The organism is Vibrio sp. 10N.261.46.E11, from assembly GCF_041472735.1.
Lineage (GTDB): Bacteria > Pseudomonadota > Gammaproteobacteria > Enterobacterales > Vibrionaceae > Vibrio.
Map to the genome: position 1 here is coordinate 92,615 of NZ_JBFRQW010000002.1, position 23,703 is coordinate 116,317.

Annotated in this window: 26 protein-coding genes and 1 pseudogene; 16 read left to right on the forward strand and 11 right to left on the reverse strand. The window is 42.7% G+C overall.

Annotation, left to right across the window (positions count from 1 at the left end; all coding sequences use genetic code 11):
* Window positions 1–165: 165 nt before the first annotated feature.
* The gene (locus AB4407_RS00825) at window positions 166–576 is read right to left on the reverse strand and encodes a hypothetical protein (protein WP_010431943.1); all 411 of its coding nucleotides are present in this window, start codon (window positions 574–576) and stop codon (window positions 166–168) included.
* A gap of 107 nt (window positions 577–683) precedes the next feature.
* Window positions 684–1,112, reverse strand: coding sequence for a DUF2383 domain-containing protein (locus tag AB4407_RS00830; protein WP_010431941.1), 429 nt, complete (start codon window positions 1,110–1,112; stop codon window positions 684–686).
* 305 nt (window positions 1,113–1,417) lie between these two features.
* On the opposite strand from AB4407_RS00830, the gene AB4407_RS00835 reads away from it, so the two are divergent.
* From AB4407_RS00835 to AB4407_RS00850, 4 genes are all read left to right on the forward strand, one after another.
* Complete coding sequence (locus tag AB4407_RS00835; protein ID WP_010431939.1) at window positions 1,418–1,666, forward strand: hypothetical protein; 249 nt, start codon at window positions 1,418–1,420, stop codon at window positions 1,664–1,666.
* A gap of 35 nt (window positions 1,667–1,701) precedes the next feature.
* Window positions 1,702–2,190, forward strand: coding sequence for a hypothetical protein (locus tag AB4407_RS00840; protein WP_010431936.1), 489 nt, complete (start codon window positions 1,702–1,704; stop codon window positions 2,188–2,190).
* Window positions 2,177–2,389, forward strand: coding sequence for a hypothetical protein (locus AB4407_RS00845; RefSeq protein ID WP_010431934.1), 213 nt, complete (start codon window positions 2,177–2,179; stop codon window positions 2,387–2,389). The genes AB4407_RS00840 and AB4407_RS00845 overlap by 14 nt, the downstream gene beginning before the upstream one ends.
* A gap of 100 nt (window positions 2,390–2,489) precedes the next feature.
* Window positions 2,490–3,545, forward strand: a complete 1,056-nt coding sequence (locus tag AB4407_RS00850; protein ID WP_372117651.1) for an AI-2E family transporter — start codon at window positions 2,490–2,492, stop codon at window positions 3,543–3,545.
* A gap of 268 nt (window positions 3,546–3,813) precedes the next feature.
* Here the strand turns inward: AB4407_RS00850 and AB4407_RS00855 are convergent, their stop codons facing one another.
* Window positions 3,814–4,395, reverse strand: coding sequence for a sugar O-acetyltransferase (locus AB4407_RS00855; protein ID WP_372117654.1), 582 nt, complete (start codon window positions 4,393–4,395; stop codon window positions 3,814–3,816).
* A gap of 309 nt (window positions 4,396–4,704) precedes the next feature.
* Complete coding sequence (add, locus tag AB4407_RS00860) at window positions 4,705–5,703, reverse strand: adenosine deaminase (protein WP_372117655.1); 999 nt, start codon at window positions 5,701–5,703, stop codon at window positions 4,705–4,707.
* 120 nt (window positions 5,704–5,823) lie between these two features.
* Here add and AB4407_RS00865 point away from each other — a divergent pair, with 120 nt between their 5' ends.
* The 4 genes from AB4407_RS00865 to AB4407_RS00880 all read left to right on the forward strand — a co-directional run bounded on the left by AB4407_RS00865 (window position 5,824) and on the right by AB4407_RS00880 (window position 10,047).
* Complete coding sequence (locus AB4407_RS00865; protein ID WP_372117658.1) at window positions 5,824–6,759, forward strand: LysR substrate-binding domain-containing protein; 936 nt, start codon at window positions 5,824–5,826, stop codon at window positions 6,757–6,759.
* 136 nt (window positions 6,760–6,895) lie between these two features.
* A complete protein-coding gene (locus AB4407_RS00870) occupies window positions 6,896–8,350 on the forward strand; it encodes a glutathione synthase (RefSeq protein ID WP_372117661.1) in 1,455 nt (484 codons plus the stop codon).
* Window positions 8,351–8,476: 126 nt separating this feature from the next.
* Complete coding sequence (locus AB4407_RS00875; RefSeq protein WP_372117664.1) at window positions 8,477–8,995, forward strand: TetR/AcrR family transcriptional regulator; 519 nt, start codon at window positions 8,477–8,479, stop codon at window positions 8,993–8,995.
* Entirely contained in the window at window positions 8,992–10,047 is a 1,056-nt protein-coding gene (locus AB4407_RS00880; RefSeq protein ID WP_372117666.1) for an alcohol dehydrogenase family protein, read from the forward strand. The genes AB4407_RS00875 and AB4407_RS00880 overlap by 4 nt, the downstream gene beginning before the upstream one ends.
* A gap of 72 nt (window positions 10,048–10,119) precedes the next feature.
* On the opposite strand, the gene AB4407_RS00885 is transcribed toward AB4407_RS00880, so the two are convergent.
* Together AB4407_RS00885 and AB4407_RS00890 are read right to left on the reverse strand one after the other, a co-directional pair.
* Complete coding sequence (locus tag AB4407_RS00885) at window positions 10,120–11,019, reverse strand: homocysteine S-methyltransferase family protein (protein WP_372117670.1); 900 nt, start codon at window positions 11,017–11,019, stop codon at window positions 10,120–10,122.
* Window positions 11,020–11,154: 135 nt separating this feature from the next.
* A pseudogene (locus AB4407_RS00890) lies at window positions 11,155–11,345 on the reverse strand (IS110 family transposase); the annotation flags it as partial.
* A 90-nt stretch (window positions 11,346–11,435) separates the two neighbouring features.
* Here AB4407_RS00890 and AB4407_RS00895 point away from each other — a divergent pair.
* The 4 genes from AB4407_RS00895 to AB4407_RS00910 all read left to right on the forward strand — a co-directional run bounded on the left by AB4407_RS00895 (window position 11,436) and on the right by AB4407_RS00910 (window position 15,422).
* Entirely contained in the window at window positions 11,436–12,014 is a 579-nt protein-coding gene (locus AB4407_RS00895) for an O-methyltransferase (RefSeq protein ID WP_372117672.1), read from the forward strand.
* Between the two features lie 374 nt (window positions 12,015–12,388).
* Window positions 12,389–14,125, forward strand: coding sequence for an S-type pyocin domain-containing protein (locus AB4407_RS00900; protein ID WP_372117675.1), 1,737 nt, complete (start codon window positions 12,389–12,391; stop codon window positions 14,123–14,125).
* Window positions 14,122–14,517 carry a hypothetical protein gene (locus tag AB4407_RS00905; protein ID WP_372117678.1) on the forward strand — a complete coding sequence of 132 codons (396 nt, stop codon included), beginning with the start codon at window positions 14,122–14,124 and terminating at the stop codon, window positions 14,515–14,517. The genes AB4407_RS00900 and AB4407_RS00905 overlap by 4 nt, the downstream gene beginning before the upstream one ends.
* 203 nt (window positions 14,518–14,720) lie before the next feature.
* Window positions 14,721–15,422, forward strand: a complete 702-nt coding sequence (locus AB4407_RS00910; RefSeq protein WP_372117681.1) for a biotin/lipoate A/B protein ligase family protein — start codon at window positions 14,721–14,723, stop codon at window positions 15,420–15,422.
* 75 nt (window positions 15,423–15,497) lie between these two features.
* Here the strand turns inward: AB4407_RS00910 and AB4407_RS00915 are convergent, their stop codons facing one another.
* Entirely contained in the window at window positions 15,498–16,385 is an 888-nt protein-coding gene (locus AB4407_RS00915; protein ID WP_372117683.1) for a DMT family transporter, read from the reverse strand.
* Window positions 16,386–16,594: 209 nt separating this feature from the next.
* Here AB4407_RS00915 and AB4407_RS00920 point away from each other — a divergent pair, with 209 nt between their 5' ends.
* Window positions 16,595–16,984, forward strand: a complete 390-nt coding sequence (locus AB4407_RS00920; protein ID WP_372117686.1) for a VOC family protein — start codon at window positions 16,595–16,597, stop codon at window positions 16,982–16,984.
* Between the two features lie 237 nt (window positions 16,985–17,221).
* On the forward strand, window positions 17,222–17,782 hold the full coding sequence (locus AB4407_RS00925; RefSeq protein WP_372117688.1) for a sugar O-acetyltransferase: 561 nt from the start codon (window positions 17,222–17,224) through the stop codon (window positions 17,780–17,782).
* Between the two features lie 120 nt (window positions 17,783–17,902).
* Here AB4407_RS00925 and AB4407_RS00930 read toward each other — a convergent pair whose 3' ends face one another.
* Entirely contained in the window at window positions 17,903–18,400 is a 498-nt protein-coding gene (locus tag AB4407_RS00930) for a hypothetical protein (RefSeq protein WP_372117691.1), read from the reverse strand.
* Between the two features lie 139 nt (window positions 18,401–18,539).
* On the reverse strand, window positions 18,540–19,106 hold the full coding sequence (locus AB4407_RS00935; protein WP_372117694.1) for a dihydrofolate reductase family protein: 567 nt from the start codon (window positions 19,104–19,106) through the stop codon (window positions 18,540–18,542).
* Window positions 19,107–19,167: 61 nt separating this feature from the next.
* Here AB4407_RS00935 and AB4407_RS00940 point away from each other — a divergent pair, with 61 nt between their 5' ends.
* Both AB4407_RS00940 and AB4407_RS00945 read left to right on the forward strand, forming a co-directional pair.
* Window positions 19,168–19,737 (forward strand): TetR/AcrR family transcriptional regulator, encoded by a 570-nt coding sequence (locus AB4407_RS00940; protein ID WP_135442141.1) that lies wholly within the window; start codon window positions 19,168–19,170, stop codon window positions 19,735–19,737.
* Window positions 19,738–19,944: 207 nt separating this feature from the next.
* Window positions 19,945–21,477 carry a phospholipase D family protein gene (locus tag AB4407_RS00945; protein ID WP_372117697.1) on the forward strand — a complete coding sequence of 511 codons (1,533 nt, stop codon included), beginning with the start codon at window positions 19,945–19,947 and terminating at the stop codon, window positions 21,475–21,477.
* A 121-nt stretch (window positions 21,478–21,598) separates the two neighbouring features.
* Here AB4407_RS00945 and nfsA read toward each other — a convergent pair whose 3' ends face one another.
* Window positions 21,599–22,321, reverse strand: coding sequence for an oxygen-insensitive NADPH nitroreductase (nfsA, locus tag AB4407_RS00950; protein WP_372117699.1), 723 nt, complete (start codon window positions 22,319–22,321; stop codon window positions 21,599–21,601).
* Window positions 22,322–22,542: 221 nt separating this feature from the next.
* Window positions 22,543–23,655: an OmpP1/FadL family transporter gene (locus tag AB4407_RS00955; RefSeq protein WP_372117702.1), complete on the reverse strand. Its 1,113-nt coding sequence runs from the start codon at window positions 23,653–23,655 to the stop codon at window positions 22,543–22,545.
* Window positions 23,656–23,703 lie beyond the last annotated feature (48 nt).

Here is a 23,703-nt window from a genome sequence, read left to right on the forward strand (position 1 = left end):
AAAAAAGCGTCAAGGCAATATGCCTCGACGCTTTTTATTTCGAGTGATGTCAGAATTAGATCAGAATTAAACCTAGATTATTCCCACTGTTTAATGATTGTGTTGTAGGCTTTGATTCTCTTCTCAAGTTAATTAATCGTATCTATTTTAGATGGGTTATATCTGTTACAAATGCTTTGCTATCTCATCATTTTCAACTTGCAACGCCGCAACCCAATAGGAGAAAAAAGCAGACATATGTTGATTGTTAAACTTTCTAATAGTGTTTTTGAGGTAAGAAATTAGGCTTAAATTACTCTGGTACATATCGTTATAACTAACAATTAACGCAGGGGGCTGACTCAATATGTCATTGTCATTAACTTCATTGTTAATGCAGAACTTGGTGTTTACTTCGTTTATTAATGAACGTTCAACTTTTATAAATCGATTTGCAGCTCTTGCAATGTTCCCATGTGCTTTCTGTTCAATTAGGTCAACACATGAGAAGTAGTGATCTTTCAATGTACATAGTATTTTTTCTATGCCTTTATAGTGAATTACCTCAAGGGGATCATTGTCCTTTTTAAACAACATATCATTACTCCTTTTTATCTCAGTAGTATTTATAATTTCAGTTGATTTATAATAATTAAAATAAGCCTTTTCTTTGATTCTGATTTCCAACCATCATTCGCTAATAACTAATTCTGACGCATGTTGTGTATTTGGTCTCGACATGATTCCATTTCATTTTTTACCACTTTTAATCTTCTTCTCCCTTCTAAATCAGGGTTAGTTTCTAGCAGTGATTCAATGTCGGAAATGATCTTTGTCTCGACACCTTCTAGGTGCTTTAAATAGAGCTCTTGATTGTTTTTACCTTTTGTATCTTCCGCTTCAATACAGCGCTCTCTGGCATTTATCGTATAACTAGCGGGTATCTGTTCTTGATGTATTTTTGAGTAGTAAGTTAAAGATTGTAACTTTAACTCTGCACATTTCTTTACCGTGTAGATATCAAAAAGATTTTTTGCCATCTTTTCACTTCTTATGTTGGATATCGCTTTTTCGTAAATAATATTTCCACTTTTTATCAGGTTAACAATAGATAATATACTTTGGTTTCTCATGAATCCTCATTTGGTTCTAAGCTGTATTTGGTTTATTGCATTTTTTATGCCAATTAATAACCCTATATTCAGCTTGTTTCGTCTAAGGTTTTACTTTGCTTTTGTAAAAAATACATTAATAGATGTTTTCTAGTGAAATTATTACATTGATTAATGCCATTTATTAATGATATGGGAGCTTATCTTCAATTATTCTGGTACTTGTGAAAGTTGGCACGATGCTAGCATTGATTATTAAAGTAGCTAGAGATTAATAGTATTAATATTATTCTCTGGCTTATGATAATCAAATAAGGAGAAAACTTATGCCAAAGTCAAACGCTAAAAATTCAGAAGCCAAACAACAAATTGAAGAAACTTATGAAAAAGCTGAAGAGGCCGCAGTAGAAGTTATCGAAAATGTGAAAGAGGCGGTCCATGAAACTCTCGAGGCCAGCTCTGAAAGTGTGAAGAACACGTCTGAGAAAGCGGAAAACATCATTAAAGAGCGTCCATTATTGAGTGTTGGCTGTGCGTTTCTCGCTGGTTGGGCTGTCTCGAAGTTAATCAAATAGCCATATATCAACATCGCAATTGAGAGAGCACCGTTATGCAGGTAAATAGTCAAAATGATCCAGTAAACTCTGCCAATGATAAATCGAGCGATCGTAAGGTGGATGATCTTAAACGTTCTGCTTCTGAGTTAAATGGATTGTGGAAAGACTTAGCTATATTACAGACACATACCCAGCAATGGTCTCAATCGACCTTAGAGCTTTTCTTATTGGAGTTTCGCAATAGTGTTGATGCATTTAAAAAGCGTCTTGTGTTTCAGCTCCTCTTTGTTGCGTTGTTACCGCTGTTTCTTTTTAGTATCGCCGTCGGTGCTGGAGTAGTGATCTACTACTTCACTTTGAATCTGTTAGCGGGTTACGGCGCGTTTATATTCACACTCGGTTTGATTCTAATATGCTTGGTACTTCGTTCTAGTTACTTAAAGCAATTTATAGGTTTTGAATGTACGAAAGAGCAATTGAAGGAGGGGTTACATGTCAGCACTCAAGAATCGACAAAGACAGATTCAAATGAAAAGACTTGAGGGGAGAAGTAGAGCTCGTCAAGTTGCACTTTGTATGGGACTTATTCGTCACAAAGGAAAAGAGTTTGTTCACAAGCACCCCTTGTATGCTCTTGGCATCACAGGCCTTGGTGTTGTAATTTTGAATCGAACTCATCGTTTTAAATCGTCTGTTTTTGGTTATAAACAGCTATCGCTAATACTTAATTTACTTAAGTAACCATCATTTTTAATTCAAGTTAGTGTTGGCTGACGGTATCGAGTGCCTGATTCAAATTGACGAAGCCTCAAAAACAAAACCTCCTACTCATAGGAATAAAATGACATCAAAAAAATACAGTATTCTTAGACAACGAAGTGTGTTGCAAACTAGTTTTATGCTCCTTGCTGTTCTCATGATGTTTATTTTTACATTACATATCGCCAAGCCATTTTTGTTGCCAATCATCTTTGGTGCTTTTATTTCTTTGCTATGTAGCCCTCTAGTTAACTACCTTACTCGCTTCGGTATCCCTCGAGTCATTAACGTAATGGCTGTACTTATTGGTTTTATTGGCTTTGTTGTGATTAGTTTGAATATGTTGAGTGAGCCCGCTCAGCAATGGTGGTCAAAATTACCAATGTTGGTTGAGAATGTATCTAATGAAGTGAGTGAGGTTACTCGAAACAGTCGCTTAACTGACGCCACCGGGTTCTCCATGAGTAGTACTGTTACCAATGATGGGCTTACCAATAACACGGCTTTTTCCATTATAGAATCAGTGCTTACGACAACACCAACCATTGTTACTCAGTTGTTGGTTGCGTTTCTTATGGCGTATTTCATGATGAATTACGGTCGAAAAATTTATTCTCAAAGCTTATCTCTTTTTGAATGCTTTTCAGATAAGCGTAGGGCTGTTGAATTGGTTAAAGTTGTTCAAAAGGATTTGTCTCGTTACATAGGCGCCATCACCATCATTAATGTTTGCTTAGGACTCACTGTTGGCTTTGCTTTTTATATGATGGGATTGCAAGACCCTTTCCTTTGGGGCGCTTTTGCAGGCTTAATGAATTTTATCCCCTATCTTGGCCCGATGGTTTCAGTTACGTGCTTTGCTTTAGTCTCTTTTATACAGTTTGAGTCGTTTAGCTATGCATTGACGGTTGCTGCGATCTTCCTGGCAATTAATTGGATAGAAAGCCAATTGGTTACTCCTACATTACTGGGGAAAAGGTTTAGTCTCAATCCGCTGATTTTATTTGTATGGCTTGTATTTTGGGGTTGGCTATGGGGCTCTATGGGAATGCTAGTAGGTGTCCCATTACTTGTCTGTGTGAATGTACTTTTTGAACAGTTAAGACATCCAAGGTTGAATGCTCATAAAGGTCAGTAGAGTAGAAGTCAGTCAGCGTTACATATGAAAATAGAGCAGAAGGTCGCTGTGGAGAGCAATAAAGCTTCGCGTTTTGTCATTGGCTTTTCCAATCATGATGACGTTGGAGCTACATCCGTTCGAAAAATTATCGTGAGTTTGTTTCTATCTAAGTGTAGCTAAATTACGAATTTTGATAGGGGGGGAAGGGCATTATCATCATTAAAAAATCATATAGAAGAAAAGCCACAGCGTTCGCTGTGGCTTTGTTTGCTCCGAGAGCAGTTAGCTATCGTCTTTGCTCAGTATTCAAATATCTAATCAATTTTGCAGGCGTGCCGCCGTATAAGCAATCTGGTGGTACATCACTGTTGACCACAGAGTTCGCTGCAATCACTGAACGAGCCCCAATTGTTACGCCTTGGTTGATGACTGAGTTACCGCCAATCCACACATCATCTTCGATTGTTATTGGTAAACAGAAGGTTTCCCATTTACGGCGGCTACGATAATCAAGGGAGTGTGATGGCGTATAGAATTGGGCACTTGGGCCAATCAAAACATTGTTCCCGATCTTGATGTTCGCACCATCTAGCATTACTGCGTTCATATTAATGAAGGTGTCGTCGCCAATCTCGATGGTTTTGCCAAACTCACAATGAAAAGGGGGCTGGATTAAACTGCTACTGCCGACTTTCCCAAATAACTGCACTTGTAATGTGTGTTGCTGGTCTGGGTCTTGATGGTTGTTGAAAGCCATTAGCGACTTTCTGGCATTGGAACGCATGGTATCAATTTCCAAGTCTGCACCATCATACACTTGCCCAGATAGCATCTTTTCTAGTTCAGTTTTAACGTTTGTATTACTCATGCTTGCCCACTTTCCGAGAGTCTCGGTTTAATACCAATCGTAGTAAATAACTGGTCATCCTAGCTGGTTAAAACGCTCAATAACTGCGTTAGAAATTTTGATTGTAGAATAACTACTTATCGAAACTCTTTGTAGAATAGAGCCGCCTTGTTCTTAAGCCTTTTTCCTGCGCTATTTATGATCACTTACTTACTGTGATTGGTATAAATGACGAATACTGCAAGATTAGCGATTTTCAGGCATAAAAAAAGAGAAAAGCCTCAGCCTTTCTCTTCCTGTTTTTCTATTTAGCAATCAAGATTGCTTAAATTAGATTTGCTCAACGAAACCCATTAGGTGCTGTTTCACTTCATCTGAAGCAAAAGCGCTGTCGACTGAGTATTTGTAGATTTCGACGTAGTCTTCTTTTGTTAGGCTGAATGTTTCACACACACGCTTCACTTCGTTGGTCATGGTTGTGTTCGACACAGTACGGTTGTCTGTGTTGATCGTAACAACGATGTCATCTTTCTTGAATTCAGCAATTGGGTGGTCGCTGAATTTGTGAATACATTTAGTTTGAACGTTACTTGTTGGGCAAGTTTCAAGCGCAACTTGCTTCTCTTTAACGATGTTGTACGCGTCCTCGTTACCTTGGATGTGAACACCGTGGCCGATACGTTCAGCGTCAAGCATTGTCACTGCATCGTAAACGTTTTGACCGTGCCATTGCTCGCCAGCGTGCACGGTAATGCGGTAGCCTTTTTCAAGAGCGTATTGTGTGTATTCTGGGAATTCAGCACAGAAGCCTGGCTTTTCGCCACCTGCGATATCAAACGCCACAACACCTTTACCTAGGTAGGGTTGGCCTGCGTCGATCACGTCTTTGATAGAGTCTTTAGGGAACATACGAAGCACAGACATGATGTAGTTGCCCTTGATGTCGTATTTCTCTTCAGCACGCTTCATGCCTTTTACTGCGCTTGCAATGATCGTATCAAGAGACAGACCTTTGTTTACGTGCAGGATTGGTGCGAAGCGAACTTCTAGGTATTTAACGTTCTCTAGTGCAGCGTCTTCGTAAAGCTCGAAAGAGATACGTTCAATCGCTTCTTCAGTCTGCATTACTTGTAGTGGCAGGCTGAAACAAGCCAGATACTCATCTAGGTTTTTGCAATCTTCTGGCACAGTTAGAGATTGAACAACCGCGTCGCGATCTTCAGGTAGTTCGATTTTGTACTGTTTTGCTAGGTCAATAATCGTATCTGGGCGAACACTTCCGTCTAGGTGGCAGTGTAAATCAATCTTTGGTAGTGCTAGAAAATCCATGAGTATTCCTTAATTCTATTATTCTTTGAGCGCTTTAACTCACATGCGCTAAATTTACCAAGACAATGATATGATTTAAAGTGACAATTAATCATCATTAACCTGAATTTAGGGAATATCATGGTAGATGTTAAAAGCTTACTTAAATGCGATATGAATTTGCTGCTTTGCTTGCACGTTCTGATTGAAGAACGAAGTGTGAGCAAAACCGCAGATCGACTCTTTTTGAGCCAGTCTGCAGTAAGTAAACAGCTCACTAAACTCAGAGCTTTGTTTGATGATCCGCTGTTTGAACGCGAATCCAAGGGGCTATTCCCAACCCCCAAAGCACTCGCACTAGCGCCTAAGATCCACCAAATCTTGCTGCAGATCGAAAAGCTGACCGTTCCCGAAGTTTTCGATCCTAAAGACAGTGAACGTACCTTCACTATAGACCTTGTCGAAACCGCGTACACGGCGATTTACCCGCATTTTATGCCGACGGCACTAGCAGATGCGCCTCACATCACCATCAACAGTTCAACGTGGAGCAGCGATAGCTTCAAGCGCTTACTGAAACGTGAAGTGGATTTTGGTATCGGTATCTTTGAGCTGGATGAGCGCGCTTCTACCCACGTGCAATGTATCCCTGATGAGTTGGATTACGTGGAGCTGTGCTTGGATTATTCGGTGTGCTTGATGCGAAATGACCATCCTGCCTTGCAAGAAGAGTGGAACCTAGACACCTTCTTGAAGTATCGACACATACAGTTGGTGACGGGCGGAGCGGGCGATTGGCTATTGATGGAAGTACTTAACTCAAAGCAGCTTGAAATTAACAAGGCTGCTAATGTTTCAGACATCACCAGTGCTATTAAGCTGTGTAAGCAGAGTGATTTACTTATGTGTTACCCATACAACTCAGTACGCGATTACATTGATAGCGGAGAGTTAGTGATGAAGCCCGTTCCGGTTGATTTGGTGCCAGGAGGCTTATTCCTTCTATGGCACAAGTACTTCGATTCAGAGCCGAGCCACAAATGGTTGCGCGATCTGATCATCGAACAGATTCGTTAAGTTGGATATGTAAGCTATACAAAGCATTGAAAGATAAAATAAACGTAAATATTTGATAAAAAATTCAGTTTTATTTCGTCTTTTGGAATTAAGCTTCGTCTTATTCTGGGTGCTATTTTTATTTGGAAGATGAGAGATGACAATTCCACGGTTACCACAACAAATTATTGAAGACGCGTGTGAGTGGGCGATCATGCACGGTGTTGCGTTTCGCCAGTCAGATAATACCGCGAGGCATTGTCCTTTCAGCATTGCTCCTATGACTATGGAGCGTGAGGTGTATGAACACTTGTTGAAGGTAACACCGCTGATCACCAAGTTAATCAGCAATGTTTCCGAAGATCATGATTTCTTGCAGTCATCACTGAGTGATATGGCGCAAGCTGATCCGTTTTTTGGCCGTTTGATGGAACTGCATCAACAAGCGCATGGTGAGGTGTCTCATCGACTTTATCCTGCTCGCCAACCGTTGTTATTAATGCGTACTGATTTCATGGATGATCGCCAACATGGCGCAAAAGTGATTGAGTTCAATGGTATCGCGGCAGGCATGGCACCATTTGGCCAAAAAGCCACAGAGTTCCATGATTACATCCACAATCAATGGCCTGAGACTTATCGGAGCTGGCTTGAAGATAAGTCTTCTACTCCGGCTGAAAACCAAGGCTTAACACAGTTAGCTTATGGTATTGCAACGACCGCAAGGCAAATTAAAGCGAACTTCAAGGAGCAAGGAAAACCAGTTTTCTTGATGGTGGTACAGAAGAACGAAGACAATGTATATGACCAACATCTACTCGAAATGGAATTGCAAAAGCAGGGTGTACGTACGGTTCGTCGCACCTTTGAACAATTGAGCTGTCAGCTTTCATCGGGTGATAACCAACGCTTGTTATTGAAAGATGTCGGCGCTGTCGATGTGGTGTACTTAAGAGCTGGCTATCAGTATTCAGATTATTGGGCGCCAGAACTCAACGAATCGGTTTGTTGTCATACACTAAGCCAAACGCGCGTGTTTATGGAGCAACACCATGTTGCAATGAACGCGACCATCAGCCAGCAATTAGCGACCAGTAAAACCATGCAAATGCTGCTGACCATGATGCCAGCATCTGAATACGCACGTTGGGGTTTAACGCTAGAAGAAGCCGAACTGGTCAAGAGTGTATTAGCTGACATGAAGCCAATCACCAGTGAGTCGATTGAATGGTTTAACACGCAAGCGAACAAGCAAGAATGGGTGCTGAAAAACCAAGGCGAGGGCGGTGGCCATTGTGTCTTTGGTGACGACATTAGCGAACAACTGAGCCAACTTAAGCCAGAAGAGTACGACGCATGGGCAGTGATGCAGCGCTTGTATCCACACGAACGCGACGTACCAACCATTGCAGTGCGTGACACTCAACAAACGCTAGTGACAGACTTAGTCAGCGAAGTGGGTTTGTTCACCGCGTATTATCAAGGTGAACCAGTTACAGAGTTCGGCGGCTACGCGGGTTACTTGATCCGCAGCAAGCCAGCGAGTGAGAATGAAGGCGGGATCCACAGTGGTAAAGGGATTTTGGATTCGTTAGTGTTGATTGAACCCTAGTCTTATTAAGTAAGTCGTTTTGATAACTGAAATCCCGCTCCCACTTGGTAGCGGGATTTTTCGTTTATAGGACAACAAAAAGAGCTCATTGACATGGGTAGAATGATCAGGTAGTCAGAGATCCGCATGTTAAGAGAACAAATTGCAGAGAGCCTTGAGGTTGCGTTCAGCCAACAAGGCTTTGCAGAGCCGAGTGTGGCTCAACTGAAGACGGCATGTAATGTCAGCCTGCGCACGCTGTATAAGCATTACCCATCGAAAGAAGCGATGATAGTGGGTGCCTTAGAGCACCGTCATCACCGTTACCTAAATTTCCTATTAGAGAGTGCGCCTGTTGATGGCCTGGCATCCATGCTGGATATCTTCGACAAGTTACAACAGTGGATGGAAGAGTATGCGCCACACGGTTGTATGTCGATGAATGCGATGGCGGCTTTTCCTGACAACGAGATAATTAATCAAGCTGTTACTGAACATAAACGAGAGGTAAAAGCACTTCTGGGTAAGCAGAGTCAACGAGACGATCTGGCTTCAGAGCTTTTTCTACTTCATGAAGGTGTATCAAGCGCGTGGCCAGTATTAGGCGAAGAAGCGGTGACATCAGCACAGAATATGGTGACAAAATTACTCAAGGAAACACGATGAAATTCGAACTACCGAAAACAATGAAAGGCGTAGAGATGTTGGGTCACGGCGGAGCAGAAATGCTTGGCTACCGCGAAGATATCGCTGTTCCTCAAATTGAACCTAATGAAGTGCTGATCAAAGTGATGGCCGCAGGTGTGAACAACACCGACATCAACACACGAATCGGTTGGTACTCTAAAAGTGATGACTCAGACGACGCAAGTTGGTCGGGTGAAGCGCTAAAGTTCCCTCGAATCCAAGGTGCTGACGTGTGTGGTTTCATCGTAGCAGTGGGTAATGAAGTCTCTGCTGATCGTATTGGTGAACGTGTTCTTATCGAGCCTTGTTTAACCGAAGTGTACGGACGAGATCTACCACAGCCATGGTATTTTGGCTCTGAGTGCGATGGTGGTTTTGCTGAGTACACAAAAGTGGCAGCGAAACACGCTTATGCGGTGAACAGTTCTATGTCGGATGTAGAGCTAGAGTCTTTCCCATGCTCTTACTCGACGGCAGAGAACATGCTGACTCGCTCGAATGTGGCTGAAGGTGATCGCGTGCTTATCTCTGGCGCATCGGGTGGTGTGGGTTCGGTGGCGATTCAACTGGCGAAAGCTCGCGGTGCTTACGTGATTGCAATTACTAGCCCAAGCAAGAACCAACAGTTACTTGAATTGGGTGCTGATGAGGTGATTGCTCGTGATGCTGATTTGGTGGAAGCATTAGGTGTAAGCAGTGTGCATGTGGTTATCGATTTGGTTGCTGGTGACAAGTGGCCAGAGTTTCTTGACGTCCTAAAACCGCATGGTCGTTATGCAGTCTCTGGTGCGATTGGTGGTGCGATGGTCGAGCTTGATATTCGTACTCTGTACCTGAAAGACCTTAACTTTTTTGGTTGCACAGTTTTAGAACCACAAGTATTCCAAAATCTGGTTAACCGCATTGAAAAACAGCAGATCGGCGCGATTGTCGCTGAGTCTTTCCCATTGGCTGATATCCATACAGCACAAGACGAATTCTTGAAGAAAAAGCATGTAGGTAAGATCGTATTAGAAGTGAGTCAGAACTAAATTGATGATTAAAATAGAGAACAGATTTCTCAACCTGTTCTCTATTTATTTTATTCTCGTTGAAGCCTCGGATCAGTTTTGTATCGAGCGTTTCCAATCGGCTAGGGCTTGAATGTGTTTTGGCCCAATACCACAACAGCCACCGATAATATTCGCTCCCAGCGCATGCCAGCGTTTTGCGTAAACTAAATAACCTTGGCCATCCAGTTCACGTATCTCTTGAAGCATGTCATTCGCTTCATGTTCGCTGCTGATAGGTGCAAAGTTGTTGGCGTAGACACCAATTTCTAAATCACTACCTAGTTCACCAATCACTTTCTTAGTATCGATAATGGCTTGATCCATCACTTCAGGCACTGAGCAGTTAAACATAATGCCTGTCGCGTTTGATTGGCAGGCAAGTTTGATGGCGTCTGTTACGCTTTCGCCAGAACGAATATTGGCACAATCGCCCTTGGTGTCTTCCAAACTGAATGCGTAGTAACACGGCTTATCTGACTGCTTAAGAACCGCATGAATGGATTCGAATTCTTGCAGGCTACAGATGGTTTCTGCTATCCAAAGGTCGATGTTCGGGTCTTGGGCATCGTAAAGCGTTTGAATAATTGGCGCAGCCTCTTCTACCTTAAACAAGTCTGGTCGGTAGCTGCCAAATGGTGGTGGAATCGCGCCCGCCACTTTCACGGTGTGAGAAGCATTGTCAGCAACTGCTTTAGCTAGCTCACCAGATAGCGCTGCGAGCTCAAAACCTCGTTGCTCGAACAGCTCTTCACCCAAATGAAAAGGCACACACGCATAGCTATTGGTGATCAGGATTTCAGCACCTGCATCGACAAAGTTTTGATGCGCTTGGCTGACAAATTCGGGTGCTTCAATCAACGCTTGAGCACTCCAAAGCGGTTGAGAAAATGGCGCGCCAATTTCTTTAAGTTCTCGGCCCATGCCGCCATCAAGTATGGTTAGTGTTTTCATATTCAATACTATCTAAACAATTGCTGAAGTTCTGCCGCCACCATATCAGACAATTTTCTCAGACAGAAGCCATCAAGACTCTGTGTGGGCGAGAAAGGTGTCGGACTGTTTTGGAGATATCCATGGCATATTTTAGATCACCCTTTCCCGAGAATGTGTACCACTACACAGAACAATAGCTATACGCATGAGTGGCATATTTGCTATTTTAGTCAGTAGTTTAGTGTGGGTTATTGACTAATGACCTTACCATTTTGGTCTACGGCATGAAGGCTAAAGTGGTTTTTAGCTAGGTCGATACCGCAGAAATAAGAATAATCAGACATGGGCCTCCGATGCATTTAAGTACCACATAAGTGTGGCAGATCCTCGGTAAGGGGAATCCATGTCATTCGTTAGTTTACAAGGAAAAGTATATGAACGAGACAATGGAAGTTTATCCCAAACAATATGAAGCAATATTGAAAGCCACACTTGGAATTGGTTTTCCTCAATTATCAGAACTTCCGATAGGTTCATTTTTAGCTGCTTTGGCTGCAAGTAAGCAATCGGGATACTTGTTAGAATTAGGGACTGGCACTGGTCTTTGCACGTCATGGATATTGCATGGAATGTCGGAGGATTCGAACTTAACAACGGTAGATAATTCGGTAGAAAATATTGATGTAGCTCGCCGTTATCTGGGGGAAGATCCACGGATTGAAATTGTTTTATCTAATGGTGAGGATGTTATCGATCGAACCCTTCCATTGTCGGTTGACTTGATATTTGCTGATACTTGGCCAGGTAAATACCACTACCTAGATGAAGCTCTAGCTTGCCTAAAAGTTGGTGGTTTTTACATCATAGATGATATGCAAATTCGTGCCGATTGGTCAGAGGAGCACAATGAAAAGGTTCGAGCGTTGATAGAGCACTTATCACAGCGAGATGATCTTGTTGTTGCGAAGCTTTGTTGGTCAACAGGCATAGTGATGTGCGTGAAAGTTGCCTAACAAGGATTAAGGTGTTTCGAAGTCAACACTAAATCCCGAGAGTTGAACAAACCCGAAGCCACTTTATTAAATAAATTGTGTAATTGAGTTTGAAGGGCAAATCGCTTTGAGGCTTTTCTCAAGGCGAGCGAGGCCAAGGTTGCGATAGCAATCTTATCAACCAGTTAGCTTTTTTTCGTTTCTTTCGTCGTCACATCCCCTCTGATTTCGTCAATGCCATTCTCCTTATTATCAAATGCCTTTCGGCTACGTGGGTCGGCTTACTCCGACATACGCCATCTCATTTAGGTGGTTTTACTACAAGTTCAGTGAGATAGTCGCCTTGTTCCGATGATAGAATTAGCGTCAGTCTTTTATTATAGGCAAGCACTGCGATGACAACGAAAAGTAGTATATTTCCACCTAACTCTATGGCGCATAACTCCCCAAATAGAACGCAACCGTTAGGTATAGAAGATGCTCGTTATCAAGAGGCTACCAAAGACAGTTTCTTTCCTAAGTGGTCGATAGCCTATGATGCAGAAGCAAGAAGTGGTAAAGGCGTTACGCCTGCAATCACAGACGCGGCGGTTACTCGTCAAAATGCGATAGCGGCGGAAACTGAAGCAGTCAACCCTCAAACTGCGAATACTAATTCATTAGCATCTATCGATGCCACTTCTAATATAATGAAAACGGTATCTGAGTTGTTTAGCTCAAGCTCTAAAAAATGCTTCGCCTCAAGTATTATTCCTGATGTTGATAAAACTCAATCCATCCCATTAAGAGAATACGGTGAAGTTGCGGTGTTAACATCAGGGAAAAGCACGGACTTTAAGAAGCGCTTTTCTAAAATGAAACCAGAGCAAGAGTTGAAAATTTTGTCTGGTACTAGCTTGGTGGATATGACATTAAGCGATTTGGGTGCTTGGCGAATAACTCACAATGATGATGAGGTTCTTCCCGCGTGGTGTTTATTATTTTGTGCATCAGGCATGAAAGCCGAGCACTTGATTAACCGTGAAGAATTTAACCAATTATCGGATGTAAATACAGAGCTTAAATTACGACTTCAAAATGATGAAAGTGGTAAGGAAGATTTAATCGCTTTTCACCGCGATGCTGAAAAGCTTCCTGTTATTCAAGCAGAGCCAAATCCAGAGAGTGGAAGTAAGGCTTTTAAAGCAACGCTCCCAAGTGGTGTTGTCATTGAGTGGAATGGTGTAAGCAAACAAGGCCCATTATTCCATAATGGTACAGAGCGTAGATTTGGAAGTCTTCGACAAGAAAAAGTACTTCCAAATGATGGGAAAACTCAAGATATTGAGGGTGTTCCTGATGACGCAGTTGAAGAAGTCATTATTGCTTTTCCAAAGCAAAAATTCCTTGAGCCTTTGTATTTAGTTCTTCCAAAATTCAAAGAAGAATCAAAAGTTACAATCAACCCGAAAAATATGTACTGGCCTCCGTATAATCCGTTAGCAAAAGACGGTGAAAAAAATATAAATATAGAATACACACAAGATGTTGTTAAATTCGCAGTACTTGAACCTGAAGAGTGGACCGTTTTCTTTGATACTTTCGATAAATCTAAAACAGTAAAAGATACTGTTACTGGACTTTATAATGCAAGAGAAACAGCGAAAGCACTAGGTGGACTTGGCGTTACAATATTAGTTAAGAATATTGACGGCGTAGATTATGTTATTCTTAAAAATTATGATAAATGGAGTCAAACTTTACTTCATGGTGGTGTATTTAAAGCGAATAATGCACAAGTAATAAAGCTAGGTTTAGGGGCTTTGGACTCTGTAAAAGGAATGGCTAGGTTTGTTAAGGTTAGCGCCCCAATGGAGATATTGGTTGGCTCTGGAATAAATGTACTTCAATTTATAGTGAATGATGAATATACATTGAAAAAGCTAGGTGTAGATCAGGCTAAAATATTTGTTAATATCCTAGCAGTTTCTGGTTTGGCTATCAGTGCCGTATATTTCTTCCCTATATTGGGTGCGACGGCTTTATACTCCGGTGTCACTTTGGTTATTAGCTCAACAGTTGTTTGGACTGTCGACAAGCTTACTGATTTTGAAAGTAAATTTATTGAAAAAGTTTTGGAGTTATCAGAATGATGTATCGTGTTTTGTGGTTTATTTTTGCTCCTGCAATCATCTTACTATATGGGTGGGTCTGTGCCAACTTTCTATCTCCTTTTATTTTTAATGTAACGAAGGTTCTATACGAGCCTATAGGTTACATTAGTGGTATTTTGTTTGCTGGTTTTTTTACTATTTTAATTATATTTGGTTATAGATTTGTAGAAGTGGCTTTTTTAAAGGAAGCAAAACCAACCAGTAGGAAATTGAAAGCATCGTTTATTACCGGTTTAGTTTTTGGTTTTTTTATTAATTACGCGACTTATGCTTTCATTATTGAGCCTAAAGGGTTAATGGAATGTCCAGCAGATCTTGGATATAAAAACAACCTAATGTCTGAGTATGTAATTGACCTTAAAGAATGCTAGGTTAATTAATCGATAATATGATGTGCATATAGCAAATAAGGACTAAGTTGTTGCACAGGCAGCACTAAATCCCGAGTGTTGAACAAGCCCGAAGCCACTTTATTAAGTAAATTGTACGATTGGGTTTGGGAGATATGCTTATCTCATCAACCATTTCAGAACGTTAAATGGTAGGTCATAACAATCTGTAGAGGGAAAGTACATTGAAGTTAACGAATAAACTTGTACGTTACCCGCACATTGATGTTGCTCGTGCGTTTGAAAAAGAAGCTGAATTATTGCAGCAAATTCAGACGGGTGAGATTGGGCAAGCCTTAATGCTGTGGCAAGCAAAAACGCCGACACTCGTTTTGCCTGCAGGTAAAAAGTGGCCAGTGACGGTAGAGTCTAGAAAGCAACTCGCGGAACAAGGTTGGCAACTCACTTCTCGAAAAACAGGTGGCGCTCCCGTTCCCCAATTATCGGGAATCATAAACCTATCGCACATTTACCATTGGCCTCGTGATGAAGCCTACAACATCCAAAAAGCGTATCGACATTTATGCGATGTATTAACCTTGTTTTTTAAGGATCTGGGCATTGATGTGGATGTACACGCAACCCCCGGTTCTTATTGTGATGGTGACTACAACCTCAATATCAATAAACAAAAAATAGTGGGCACTGCTCAGCGTGTCTTGCTTAAACAAGGAGGCGGTCAAATTGTACTTTCGCAAGCCTGTATCTTGTTGGATGTCGACCTAGAGAACATCGTTGCGCCTGTGAATTTTTATAATCAAATTTGCGATAACCCGAACGTGGTGGATGCGCAGGTTCATACACTGTTGTCCGCACATTTAACGAGCCTCCCCAACGTAGATTCACTCTTTCAGCGCCTAAGCCAAGCTTTTATTAAATATGCGTAATATCAGTCTCTTATCGATAACAACACACTAATCGTTGTACTTATATAGTGTGATAAACATTCCCGTTTAGTTCGCCTATTCTTGACGCTTCTGACGAGCGGCTTTGAGCATTTTCATTGGTGACATTCCGGTTACTAACATGGTGCCAGTGATAACTAGAATTGAACCCGTAATCGTATTGATGCCAATTGCCTCATCTAAGAATAAGTTGCCCCAGAGAATACCAAATACCGGAATGATGAAGGTCACGGACAGGGCTGAAGGTGCGCCGAGTTCAGAGACTAGATTGAAGTAAAGTAAATACGCTAACCCAGTACATACCGCGCCTAATAAGATAACCGACGTAGTGATCGTAACGTCGGGTGTTTCTCTCATCGGAATAAAGAATACAAATGGTAAAACCAGCAACACTGCAGCCCACATGCTACCATGAGCATTGTTGAATGCCTCAACTTTAGGGGCTTGTTTGGTATAGTTTGACGCTATTCCGTAACTAAAGGCCGCCATCACTGCTGCAAAGATAGGAAGCGTAGCCTCACGGCCAATGTTCATCGCATCCCAACCGACTAACACGCCAACTCCCGCTACCCCAATCCCAAGTCCCAATAGAACTTTTGCCTCGAGTGCTGTTTTGGTCCATATCGCACCAATGATTGCCGCCCATATTGGCGCGGTAGAGTTTAAGATTGCGAGTGTCGAGGCGTTCAGTGTTTGAGCCGAATAAGCGAAAAGCAAAAAAGGAAGTGTGGTGTTAAACAGTCCGAGAATGAAGAAGTGTTTCGCGTGCTCATGAAAAGAGATCTTCTTTTTTAAATAGAAAGAAACTAAAAGCAGAGTCAGTGCTGCGAACAGAACTCGAGCCTCAATCAATACTGCAGGCCCTAGCGGATTGGCTGCAATTCTCATGAAAAGAAACGAGCCACCCCATATAGCCGCAAGTAGTATCAGTTTTAAAAAGCTCACAATTTGCATCTCGGCAGGTGTAAAACACCGACTATGGATCAAAGCTATGCATTGCACAAATTTAGATGTTAATACTGTGCAGCTAATTGTTGGTATTTTGATAACGGAACTGGCCATTAAATAGGAACACTTATGAGGAGTTCTGTTCTGTTTATCACGCCTCATTTGGCGAGTAATCTAGTGTTATACGTAAACATTAGGTGATTAAAATGAAGATCGAACATATCGCGATTTGGACCAAACAACTTGAAACACTTAAACGCTTTTATGAAGATTACTTTGGTGCCACGTCTAACCAGAAATATCACAACCCAGCCAAAGGCTTCACGTCTTACTTTTTGTCTTTTGATAGCGGTAGCCGATTAGAGATCATGGAAATGGACTCTGTCCCTGAATCGAAAGACGACATCTATGATCAGTTCACAGGCTTCATTCATATGGCTATTTCACTAGGATCGGAGCAAGCCGTCGATGAACTCACAAGCCGCTTGGTGGAAGACGGTTATGAACGCCTAGATGGGCCTAGAAGAACAGGCGATGGCTATTATGAAAGCTGTATACTCGATCCTGATGGTAATCGTTTGGAGCTTACCGTTTAATTAGTCTGTGGTTTTATTCGCCAAGCTAATTTATTACCCTTCGAATTTCATCTTCCATCTACAAAAAGTGATAAGCTGCGCATCTCTGAAATTATGCTCAAACACTCCTTATTCACTGTGATTTAGATGTGCGATATTGCGTTCTTTGGTCGTTGAATTGACCACCATTAGTTAAGTAATGTGAGGCTAGTTGAGTAATATGAAAATAGCTAAGTTATCTGAAAACAGGTAAGTAACGTGAAAACAGAAAAACAAAAAATGCTATCGGGTGAACCTTATCAGGCTTGGGATAAAGAGCTTTATGCCGCGCGTATCGAATGTCGTAAGGTGCTTCAAAGGCTCAATAACAGTATTCCAGACACACCCGAATGGCGCTCTGCAATTGATACCTTGATCCCTGGTTCCGAAGGCGCTTATTTAGAACCCCCATTTCGATGTGACTATGGCTCAAACATTAAATTGGGCAAGAACTTTTACGCTAACTTTAACTGCGTCGTTTTAGATGTGGCTGAAGTAACGATTGGCGACAATGTGCTGCTTGGTCCGAACGTTCAAATTCTGACCGCAGGTCACCCACTTGATGTGAAAGGCCGAGTTGAAGAGGGCGTTGAGTTTGGCACACCGATCAACGTCGGCAACAATGTTTGGCTTGGCGGCGGTGTAATCATCTGTCCTGGCGTCACCATTGGCGAAAACAGCGTGATTGGCGCAGGCAGTGTGGTAACTAAAGACATCCCTGCCAATGTGGTTGCTGTGGGTAACCCATGTAAAGTTCTCAAGCCGATTGATAACGACTAGCGTCGAAACCTAATTAGATTAGAGCTCGAACTATTGGGGGGCATTTCAGCTTTGGGCTTTATTTTAACTATTCTTGCTAGTAAACCGAGTCAACGGGAGGTAGCTGGAAACAGTAGAATGCTAAAAACCGCCTGCCCAAGCATCGAAGTCATCAATGTTATCGAGTTCTTGCTGACTTCTTGGGGCTGGGTAATAAGGCAGGGCTAATCTCACAACAGAAGGGAGCAGCTCCCATTCTGGCGTTATTTTTAGGCGCTTCAATTCGTCGTTAAGACGCACAAACATGTAGTAACCGTCGGCATGCGTGTTGGCGTAACTCGCTATTGTCGCTATCTCCCCACTAGGTAACTTTACATCACGACCCAAAGGGTAAAGTTGGTGTAGGGCAAAACTGACTTTAGGATCTTGCAGCTTGCCTTGCTTAAAGCGTTCTAGGCCAATTGCAGTTGAGGTCGTGCGAGGCTTCCAACCTGTGAGGAACAAGCCACTCAAGCTATCTTGGAACGGCTTACCCTTTCGATTGCCTTCATTGCTAATGAATTGAACCGTCAGATTGTCTCCCGACTCTTCCAGAATTTCTAAAAACTGTTCACCAGTGCGATCGACTAAAAGCTTCATAAGACCCAGATACCATTAAGAATGAGATACGCTAAATGGTACTACTTTAGGGGAGGTTTTGGTAGGGACTATAAAGGTTATGCAGCGTGAACACTGTTTTCAGTGTTGATCGTTACATTCCCTTTATATGAACAATAGCTTAACGCTTGCGTAAGTAATGAGTTTGTACAACTTCATCTAGGTAAGTCGTGACGCCTTTCAATGTAAAGTCGAGAGGGGAAACTAAATCACCAAACAAAGGAGAACCACCACCAAGAACGACAGGAATCGTCGAGATGATCAGCTCATCAATCAGGTCTTCTTTGAGGAAGTTTTGAATGGTGACGCCGCCATCAATGTACAGGTTCTTTAGGCCCTTTTTATTCAAATCCGCGACAATCTGTTTAAGCTCGCCCTTCATCAAGAACACTTTACTTTCCAGTTCCTTTGGCACTTCCGTCAAGGCGTTACTCAGTACATATACCGGTTTGCTGTAAGGCCAATCAATGCCGAAGCTCAACACCATTTCCATCGTGTTGCGGCCCATGACCAAAGCATCAATACGATCAGTATGGGCGTTGTAGCCCATGTCATCACCTTCTGGGTTTGGGATTGCTTGTAGCCAGTCTAGACCACCTTGTTTGTCTGCAATGTAACCATCAAGACTTGCACCGATAAAGACAATATTTGACATTTTTAACTCCGAAATTGAACAGGAACTTGGCATTTACACGGTAATAAATTAAAATATTCTACAGTGTAGAATATTGAGTTTAAAAGGTGGTGTTATGACTGTCAAGGATCAAAAACGAGGTCGACCAAAGAGTGGATCAAGCCAACTCAGCGCTGAGAAGATCTTAGATACAGCAAAAAGCATGATGCGCGATACTGGAAAAGTGCCGAGTATTCGAGGGCTAGCGACAGAACTCGGTGTGGATGCGATGGCGATATACCATTACTTCAAGAATAAAAACGATCTCTTGGAATCGATTACGGTCTCTTTGGTAAGTGACGTCGTGCTGCCTCAGCAAAACCAAGTGTGGCAAGAGAATCTTTATCAACTTAGTGTAAGTTATTTATCTGTATTGAATGACTATCGTGGATTGTTAGAAACCCTGCTCACAATGAAATCTCTGGGCCCCGTTGAGGTGTTTAGCGAGCGCTTTGAAGCGGTGTTGAGCCCTTTGAATCTAACTGCCGAACAAACCGAAAACGCCCTTCATTTGCTGGTGGACTATCTGCATGGCTACGCGCTAGCACTGAGCTGCAACCCAGATAGAATTCAGATCACTGTTGGGATGGTAAGAAAGCCTTTAAGCCTTTATTGCTTGGGTATCGAACAGCTGAAATCGCAGTAATTTCAGAACAAAGGTTAAATGGAGAAGGGAGCGTTTTGGTGTTGTGTTACTCACAATGGATCGTTGATGTTTCATTTATACTGGATAATTACCTATAAATTTCAGGCTTTAGCGGTAATAATCAATGAATAGACCTGAACAGTTTGTTAATAGCAAAGCTGTCGGGACAGTTTCTAAAGACGTCACCGTGAAAAGGAAGTCTGACACATGCCTGTGCTCCAACGCATCAGTTTAACCTTAATTTTAGTCGCCATTCTTGGCGGCTGTTCTTCATTACCAGAAGGCATCGACCACCCAGCAGAACCGTACACCTCTTATGGACCAAGCTCTTTGTCGGTTTTAGTGGGTGAATATCAATCAGAAGAATCAGAGCTGGCAACTACCGCCGTTCGTTTACAAGAATCCGGTTGGGATGCATTAGCACAGCGTTTGGCGTTGGTTGAAAGTGCAGAACACACCATCGATATTCAATATTACATCTGGAACTCTGACGAATCGGGCAGGTATCTAGCCAGCCGTTTGTTAGCCGCAGCTGATCGTGGTGTTAAGGTTCGAGTGATGTTGGATGACATCAACCTTAACGAGCGTGAAGGCCTATTATCGGCACTGGATGCACACCAAAACGTTGAGATCCGAATCTTCAACCCAACACCAACGCGCCATGGTTTTAGTAAATGGCTGAGCTTCCTTGGCGATTTCTCTCGCCTAAACCGCCGTATGCACAACAAGTCGTTTACTGTCGATGGCACCTTGTCTGTGGTGGGCGGGCGTAACATTGGTGATGAATATTTCGACCTTTCTGACGAGATCAACTTCCGAGATCGTGATGTATTGGTGATGGGTTCAGTCGTTACCACGATCCAGACCAGCTTTATTGAATATTGGGACAGCCGTTGGTCTTATCCAGTCGATATGTTGAGTGACGATGAGCAACCGGATCTTTCAAAGATTGATGATATAACCGTTCCACAATACAAAAACTACCCAGAGTTACCACTAAATCGTGAAGCGTCAGAGAGCCTGTTGAAAGAGGTTCTTGACGAGATGACTTGGGTTAATGCCAGTTTCGCTTATGATCGCCCTGTGCCTGTTGACTCAGATAATACTGATCAACCGAAAGCAACGGCGGTTCTTTTAGGACAGCTTGCAAGCGAATCGAAACAAGAGATCTTGTTGGAATCGGCTTACCTTGTATTCGATGATGGTCAACTCGAAGCGTGGCAAGTGTTGAACAATAAGGGCGTTGAAATAAAAGCGCTAACTAACTCTATGGCCTCGAATGACTTGGTGACCAATCACTCTGCTTACGCGGGTCGACGCTACGACATGCTGGAGCATGGAATCGACTTGTTTGAGTTGAAACCAGATTCCAAGCTGTGTGAAGCGTCTACCCAAGACGTGTCGAAATGTGCGCCTGAAACAGCTTATGGCCTGCATGCTAAATCTGTCGTATTTGACCGCAGTATTGCGAGTATTGGCTCATTTAACTTCAACCTGCGTTCGACCTACCTAAACACGGAATCGGTGCTAATCATCGAGAACAAAGCGATAGCTGAAACGCTAGCTGAAACCATCGAACAGGCGATGATTGAAGACAACAGTTGGCGCTTGGAACTTGAAGATGGTGACGTGTATTGGTACTCAGGTGACCAAAGTTGGGACAGCGAACCAGAAACAGGCAAGTGGGAGCGCATGCAATCAGGCTTCCTACAGCTGCTACCAATAGAGAAATATCTCTAAGGGAATCGACCTTATAGAAAAGAAAAATGTCAGCGCATAATACGCTGACATTTTTGTTTGTGATGACGAAAACGGAGCTCGTTCATAGGAATCTTTTTCTGTCTTTAGTGCTTCTCTCGACCTATCGCTTAGTCAGTTGTTTACTGTTCAGGTAAGGCAGAATATGAGGGCGAGATTCACCAGACAGCTTTTGTGTGATCTGCTGTGACCAACTGCTTTGCTTTTGATTACTTGAACGGTTTGCGTAGTAGCTTTGCATCGAATCATCGTAGCTGGCAATGTCATCTAGGCTCAGCGGCTGGTATTGGTTTTCGTGCATGACTACGTGAACAGGAAGGCGAGGCTTAACCTCTGGTTGCTGTGCTGGGTGGCCTAAACACATCCCAAACAACACGGCGGTGTGTTGTGGTAGTGCTAACAGTTCATCGACTTGTTGTGCGCTGTTACGCAGCCCACCAATATACACACCACCTAAGCCGAGTGATTCAGCAGCCAGCATGCAATTTTGCGCCATGATGCCAGAATCTACTGCGCCAATCAGGGTCAGTTCAGTAAAGTCGGTTTTCACTTCAGGGTTAATCTGAGCGTGGCGTTGATAGTCGATACAGAACACCAAAAACTCAGCTGCATTTTCTACATAAGCTTGGTTGCCTGCGTATTCGGCTAGTAGCTTACGCTTTTCTTTGTCTGTCACTCTCACGATAGAAACAGCCTGCAGTAAGCTCGATGATGAAGCCGCGAGACCAGCCTGAATAATCACATCAAGTTGTGCTTTTTCAATCGGTTGATTTGTATATTGACGAATGGAGCGGTGCCCCAGAATAGTTTCAATCGTGCTGTTCATAACTATCAGACAGTCCTTGTGATGATGACGTAGAAAATCACAATAACGACAATTGCCATAAGCGTAAAGGGTGTTAGAGCCTTTCTGGTTGGCAGAATGATATTCATAAATTTAAAAGGATTGCTCTCACAGACAATTCTTTTTTGTACCGTTTCCTGCTAGAAGCTAGAAGCTAGAAGCTAGAAGCTAGAAGCTAGAAATAGAACGCTCAAGAGTTCGCTTTAATGGCGAAGAGATAAAGTGATGAAGTGAACTCTGTTGGTCGAATAGCTGCCAGAAGGCTGAAACAATCCGGAGTCAGCATTAATTTCACCATGGCCTAAATCTTGGTATTGGTAGCTCAACCCAAGATGCAAGTCATTGGATATCTTTTTCTCAGCTCCGAATCCGATACGCCACTGTTTATCGAGCGGGAGTAACACATCTCTGTTTTGACTGCTTACAGGGCTCGTATCACCGCTCACACCACTGTACAGCAACCAATCCTCATATGCGTATTCCACACCAACCCCAAGAGAATAGGTGGTTGAGTATTTGTCATCATAATCTTGCCAAGTCTCCATGCTGGAGCTGAGTAGAAGGTTTAAATCTTCATTTAATGAATGCTTCAACCCTAAGTTTAAGCTTCGAACCCACGTCAGTTCAGAGCTAATTCCAAAAGCGTTAGCGGTATCAAGAGAAAGGTCGTGATTAAATTGGCCCTGATAACTGATACCCAATTGTGTGCTGTCACTTATTTGGTGATTGAGACTCAGGCCGAACCCTAGATCAAGGCTATCTCCTTGGAGTTCTCGACCATTCAAAGCTTGAGTTTCAAGCGTTGCGTGCTGCAATATCAAAGAACCACCAAGAGATAGTTGTTCATTAACTTGATACGACAATGACGACGTTAAGTTGAGTGCGGAAATGCTATTTTCTTTGATCAATAAAGCGGGGTGCGCGCCAACGCCGTGTGAGTATTCAACGCCAGTGCCGCCAGCTGCGTGCAATGCTGCACCAAGAACCCATTGGTCATTGACTCTTGAGGCGTAAGACAAATGAGGGAGAACGTCCGCGCTGCTTCCCGTGGTCGAAGCTGAGTTGTCATCACGAACAAAAGTGGTTTCAACATCGAGGTATTGAACACCGAGAATCCAAGCGCTTTCTTCAATGGCCGATAACCCTGCAGCATTGGTGACCACTGCTGACGCGTCGTTCGCGGTTACGTTTCCAACACCTGCTGTGCCAACGCTTTTGGTTGTCGCAATCTGAGATAGGTTTAATCCTCCCGCATGTGCGAGAGAGCTGACTGTCCCTGCTACCAACAGAGACAGTGTGATGAAAGATCTTTTCAAGAAGATGACCTCATTTTCAGGGTATGAGTTATGTTTCTAGTCATTTGA

Bases quoted from the DNA above. Each gene is read 5' to 3' on its own strand.
- nfsA (WP_372117699.1), bottom strand. From the start codon at position 22,321: ATGAACAGCACGATTGAAACTATTCTGGGGCACCGCTCCATTCGTCAA.
- AB4407_RS00875 (WP_372117664.1), top strand. From the start codon at position 8,477: ATGTTAAGAGAACAAATTGCAGAGAGCCTTGAGGTTGCGTTCAGCCAA.
- AB4407_RS00835 (WP_010431939.1), top strand. From the start codon at position 1,418: ATGCCAAAGTCAAACGCTAAAAATTCAGAAGCCAAACAACAAATTGAA.
- AB4407_RS00840 (WP_010431936.1), top strand. From the start codon at position 1,702: ATGCAGGTAAATAGTCAAAATGATCCAGTAAACTCTGCCAATGATAAA.
- AB4407_RS00850 (WP_372117651.1), top strand. From the start codon at position 2,490: ATGACATCAAAAAAATACAGTATTCTTAGACAACGAAGTGTGTTGCAA.
- AB4407_RS00940 (WP_135442141.1), top strand. From the start codon at position 19,168: ATGACTGTCAAGGATCAAAAACGAGGTCGACCAAAGAGTGGATCAAGC.
- AB4407_RS00930 (WP_372117691.1), bottom strand. From the start codon at position 18,400: ATGAAGCTTTTAGTCGATCGCACTGGTGAACAGTTTTTAGAAATTCTG.
- AB4407_RS00855 (WP_372117654.1), bottom strand. From the start codon at position 4,395: ATGAGTAATACAAACGTTAAAACTGAACTAGAAAAGATGCTATCTGGG.
- AB4407_RS00920 (WP_372117686.1), top strand. From the start codon at position 16,595: ATGAAGATCGAACATATCGCGATTTGGACCAAACAACTTGAAACACTT.
- AB4407_RS00900 (WP_372117675.1), top strand. From the start codon at position 12,389: ATGACAACGAAAAGTAGTATATTTCCACCTAACTCTATGGCGCATAAC.
- AB4407_RS00830 (WP_010431941.1), bottom strand. From the start codon at position 1,112: ATGAGAAACCAAAGTATATTATCTATTGTTAACCTGATAAAAAGTGGA.
- AB4407_RS00895 (WP_372117672.1), top strand. From the start codon at position 11,436: ATGAACGAGACAATGGAAGTTTATCCCAAACAATATGAAGCAATATTG.
- AB4407_RS00865 (WP_372117658.1), top strand. From the start codon at position 5,824: ATGGTAGATGTTAAAAGCTTACTTAAATGCGATATGAATTTGCTGCTT.
- AB4407_RS00870 (WP_372117661.1), top strand. From the start codon at position 6,896: ATGACAATTCCACGGTTACCACAACAAATTATTGAAGACGCGTGTGAG.
- AB4407_RS00935 (WP_372117694.1), bottom strand. From the start codon at position 19,106: ATGCCAAGTTCCTGTTCAATTTCGGAGTTAAAAATGTCAAATATTGTC.
- AB4407_RS00885 (WP_372117670.1), bottom strand. From the start codon at position 11,019: ATGAAAACACTAACCATACTTGATGGCGGCATGGGCCGAGAACTTAAA.
- AB4407_RS00825 (WP_010431943.1), bottom strand. From the start codon at position 576: ATGTTGTTTAAAAAGGACAATGATCCCCTTGAGGTAATTCACTATAAA.
- AB4407_RS00945 (WP_372117697.1), top strand. From the start codon at position 19,945: ATGCCTGTGCTCCAACGCATCAGTTTAACCTTAATTTTAGTCGCCATT.
- AB4407_RS00905 (WP_372117678.1), top strand. From the start codon at position 14,122: ATGATGTATCGTGTTTTGTGGTTTATTTTTGCTCCTGCAATCATCTTA.
- add (WP_372117655.1), bottom strand. From the start codon at position 5,703: ATGGATTTTCTAGCACTACCAAAGATTGATTTACACTGCCACCTAGAC.
- AB4407_RS00880 (WP_372117666.1), top strand. From the start codon at position 8,992: ATGAAATTCGAACTACCGAAAACAATGAAAGGCGTAGAGATGTTGGGT.
- AB4407_RS00845 (WP_010431934.1), top strand. From the start codon at position 2,177: ATGAAAAGACTTGAGGGGAGAAGTAGAGCTCGTCAAGTTGCACTTTGT.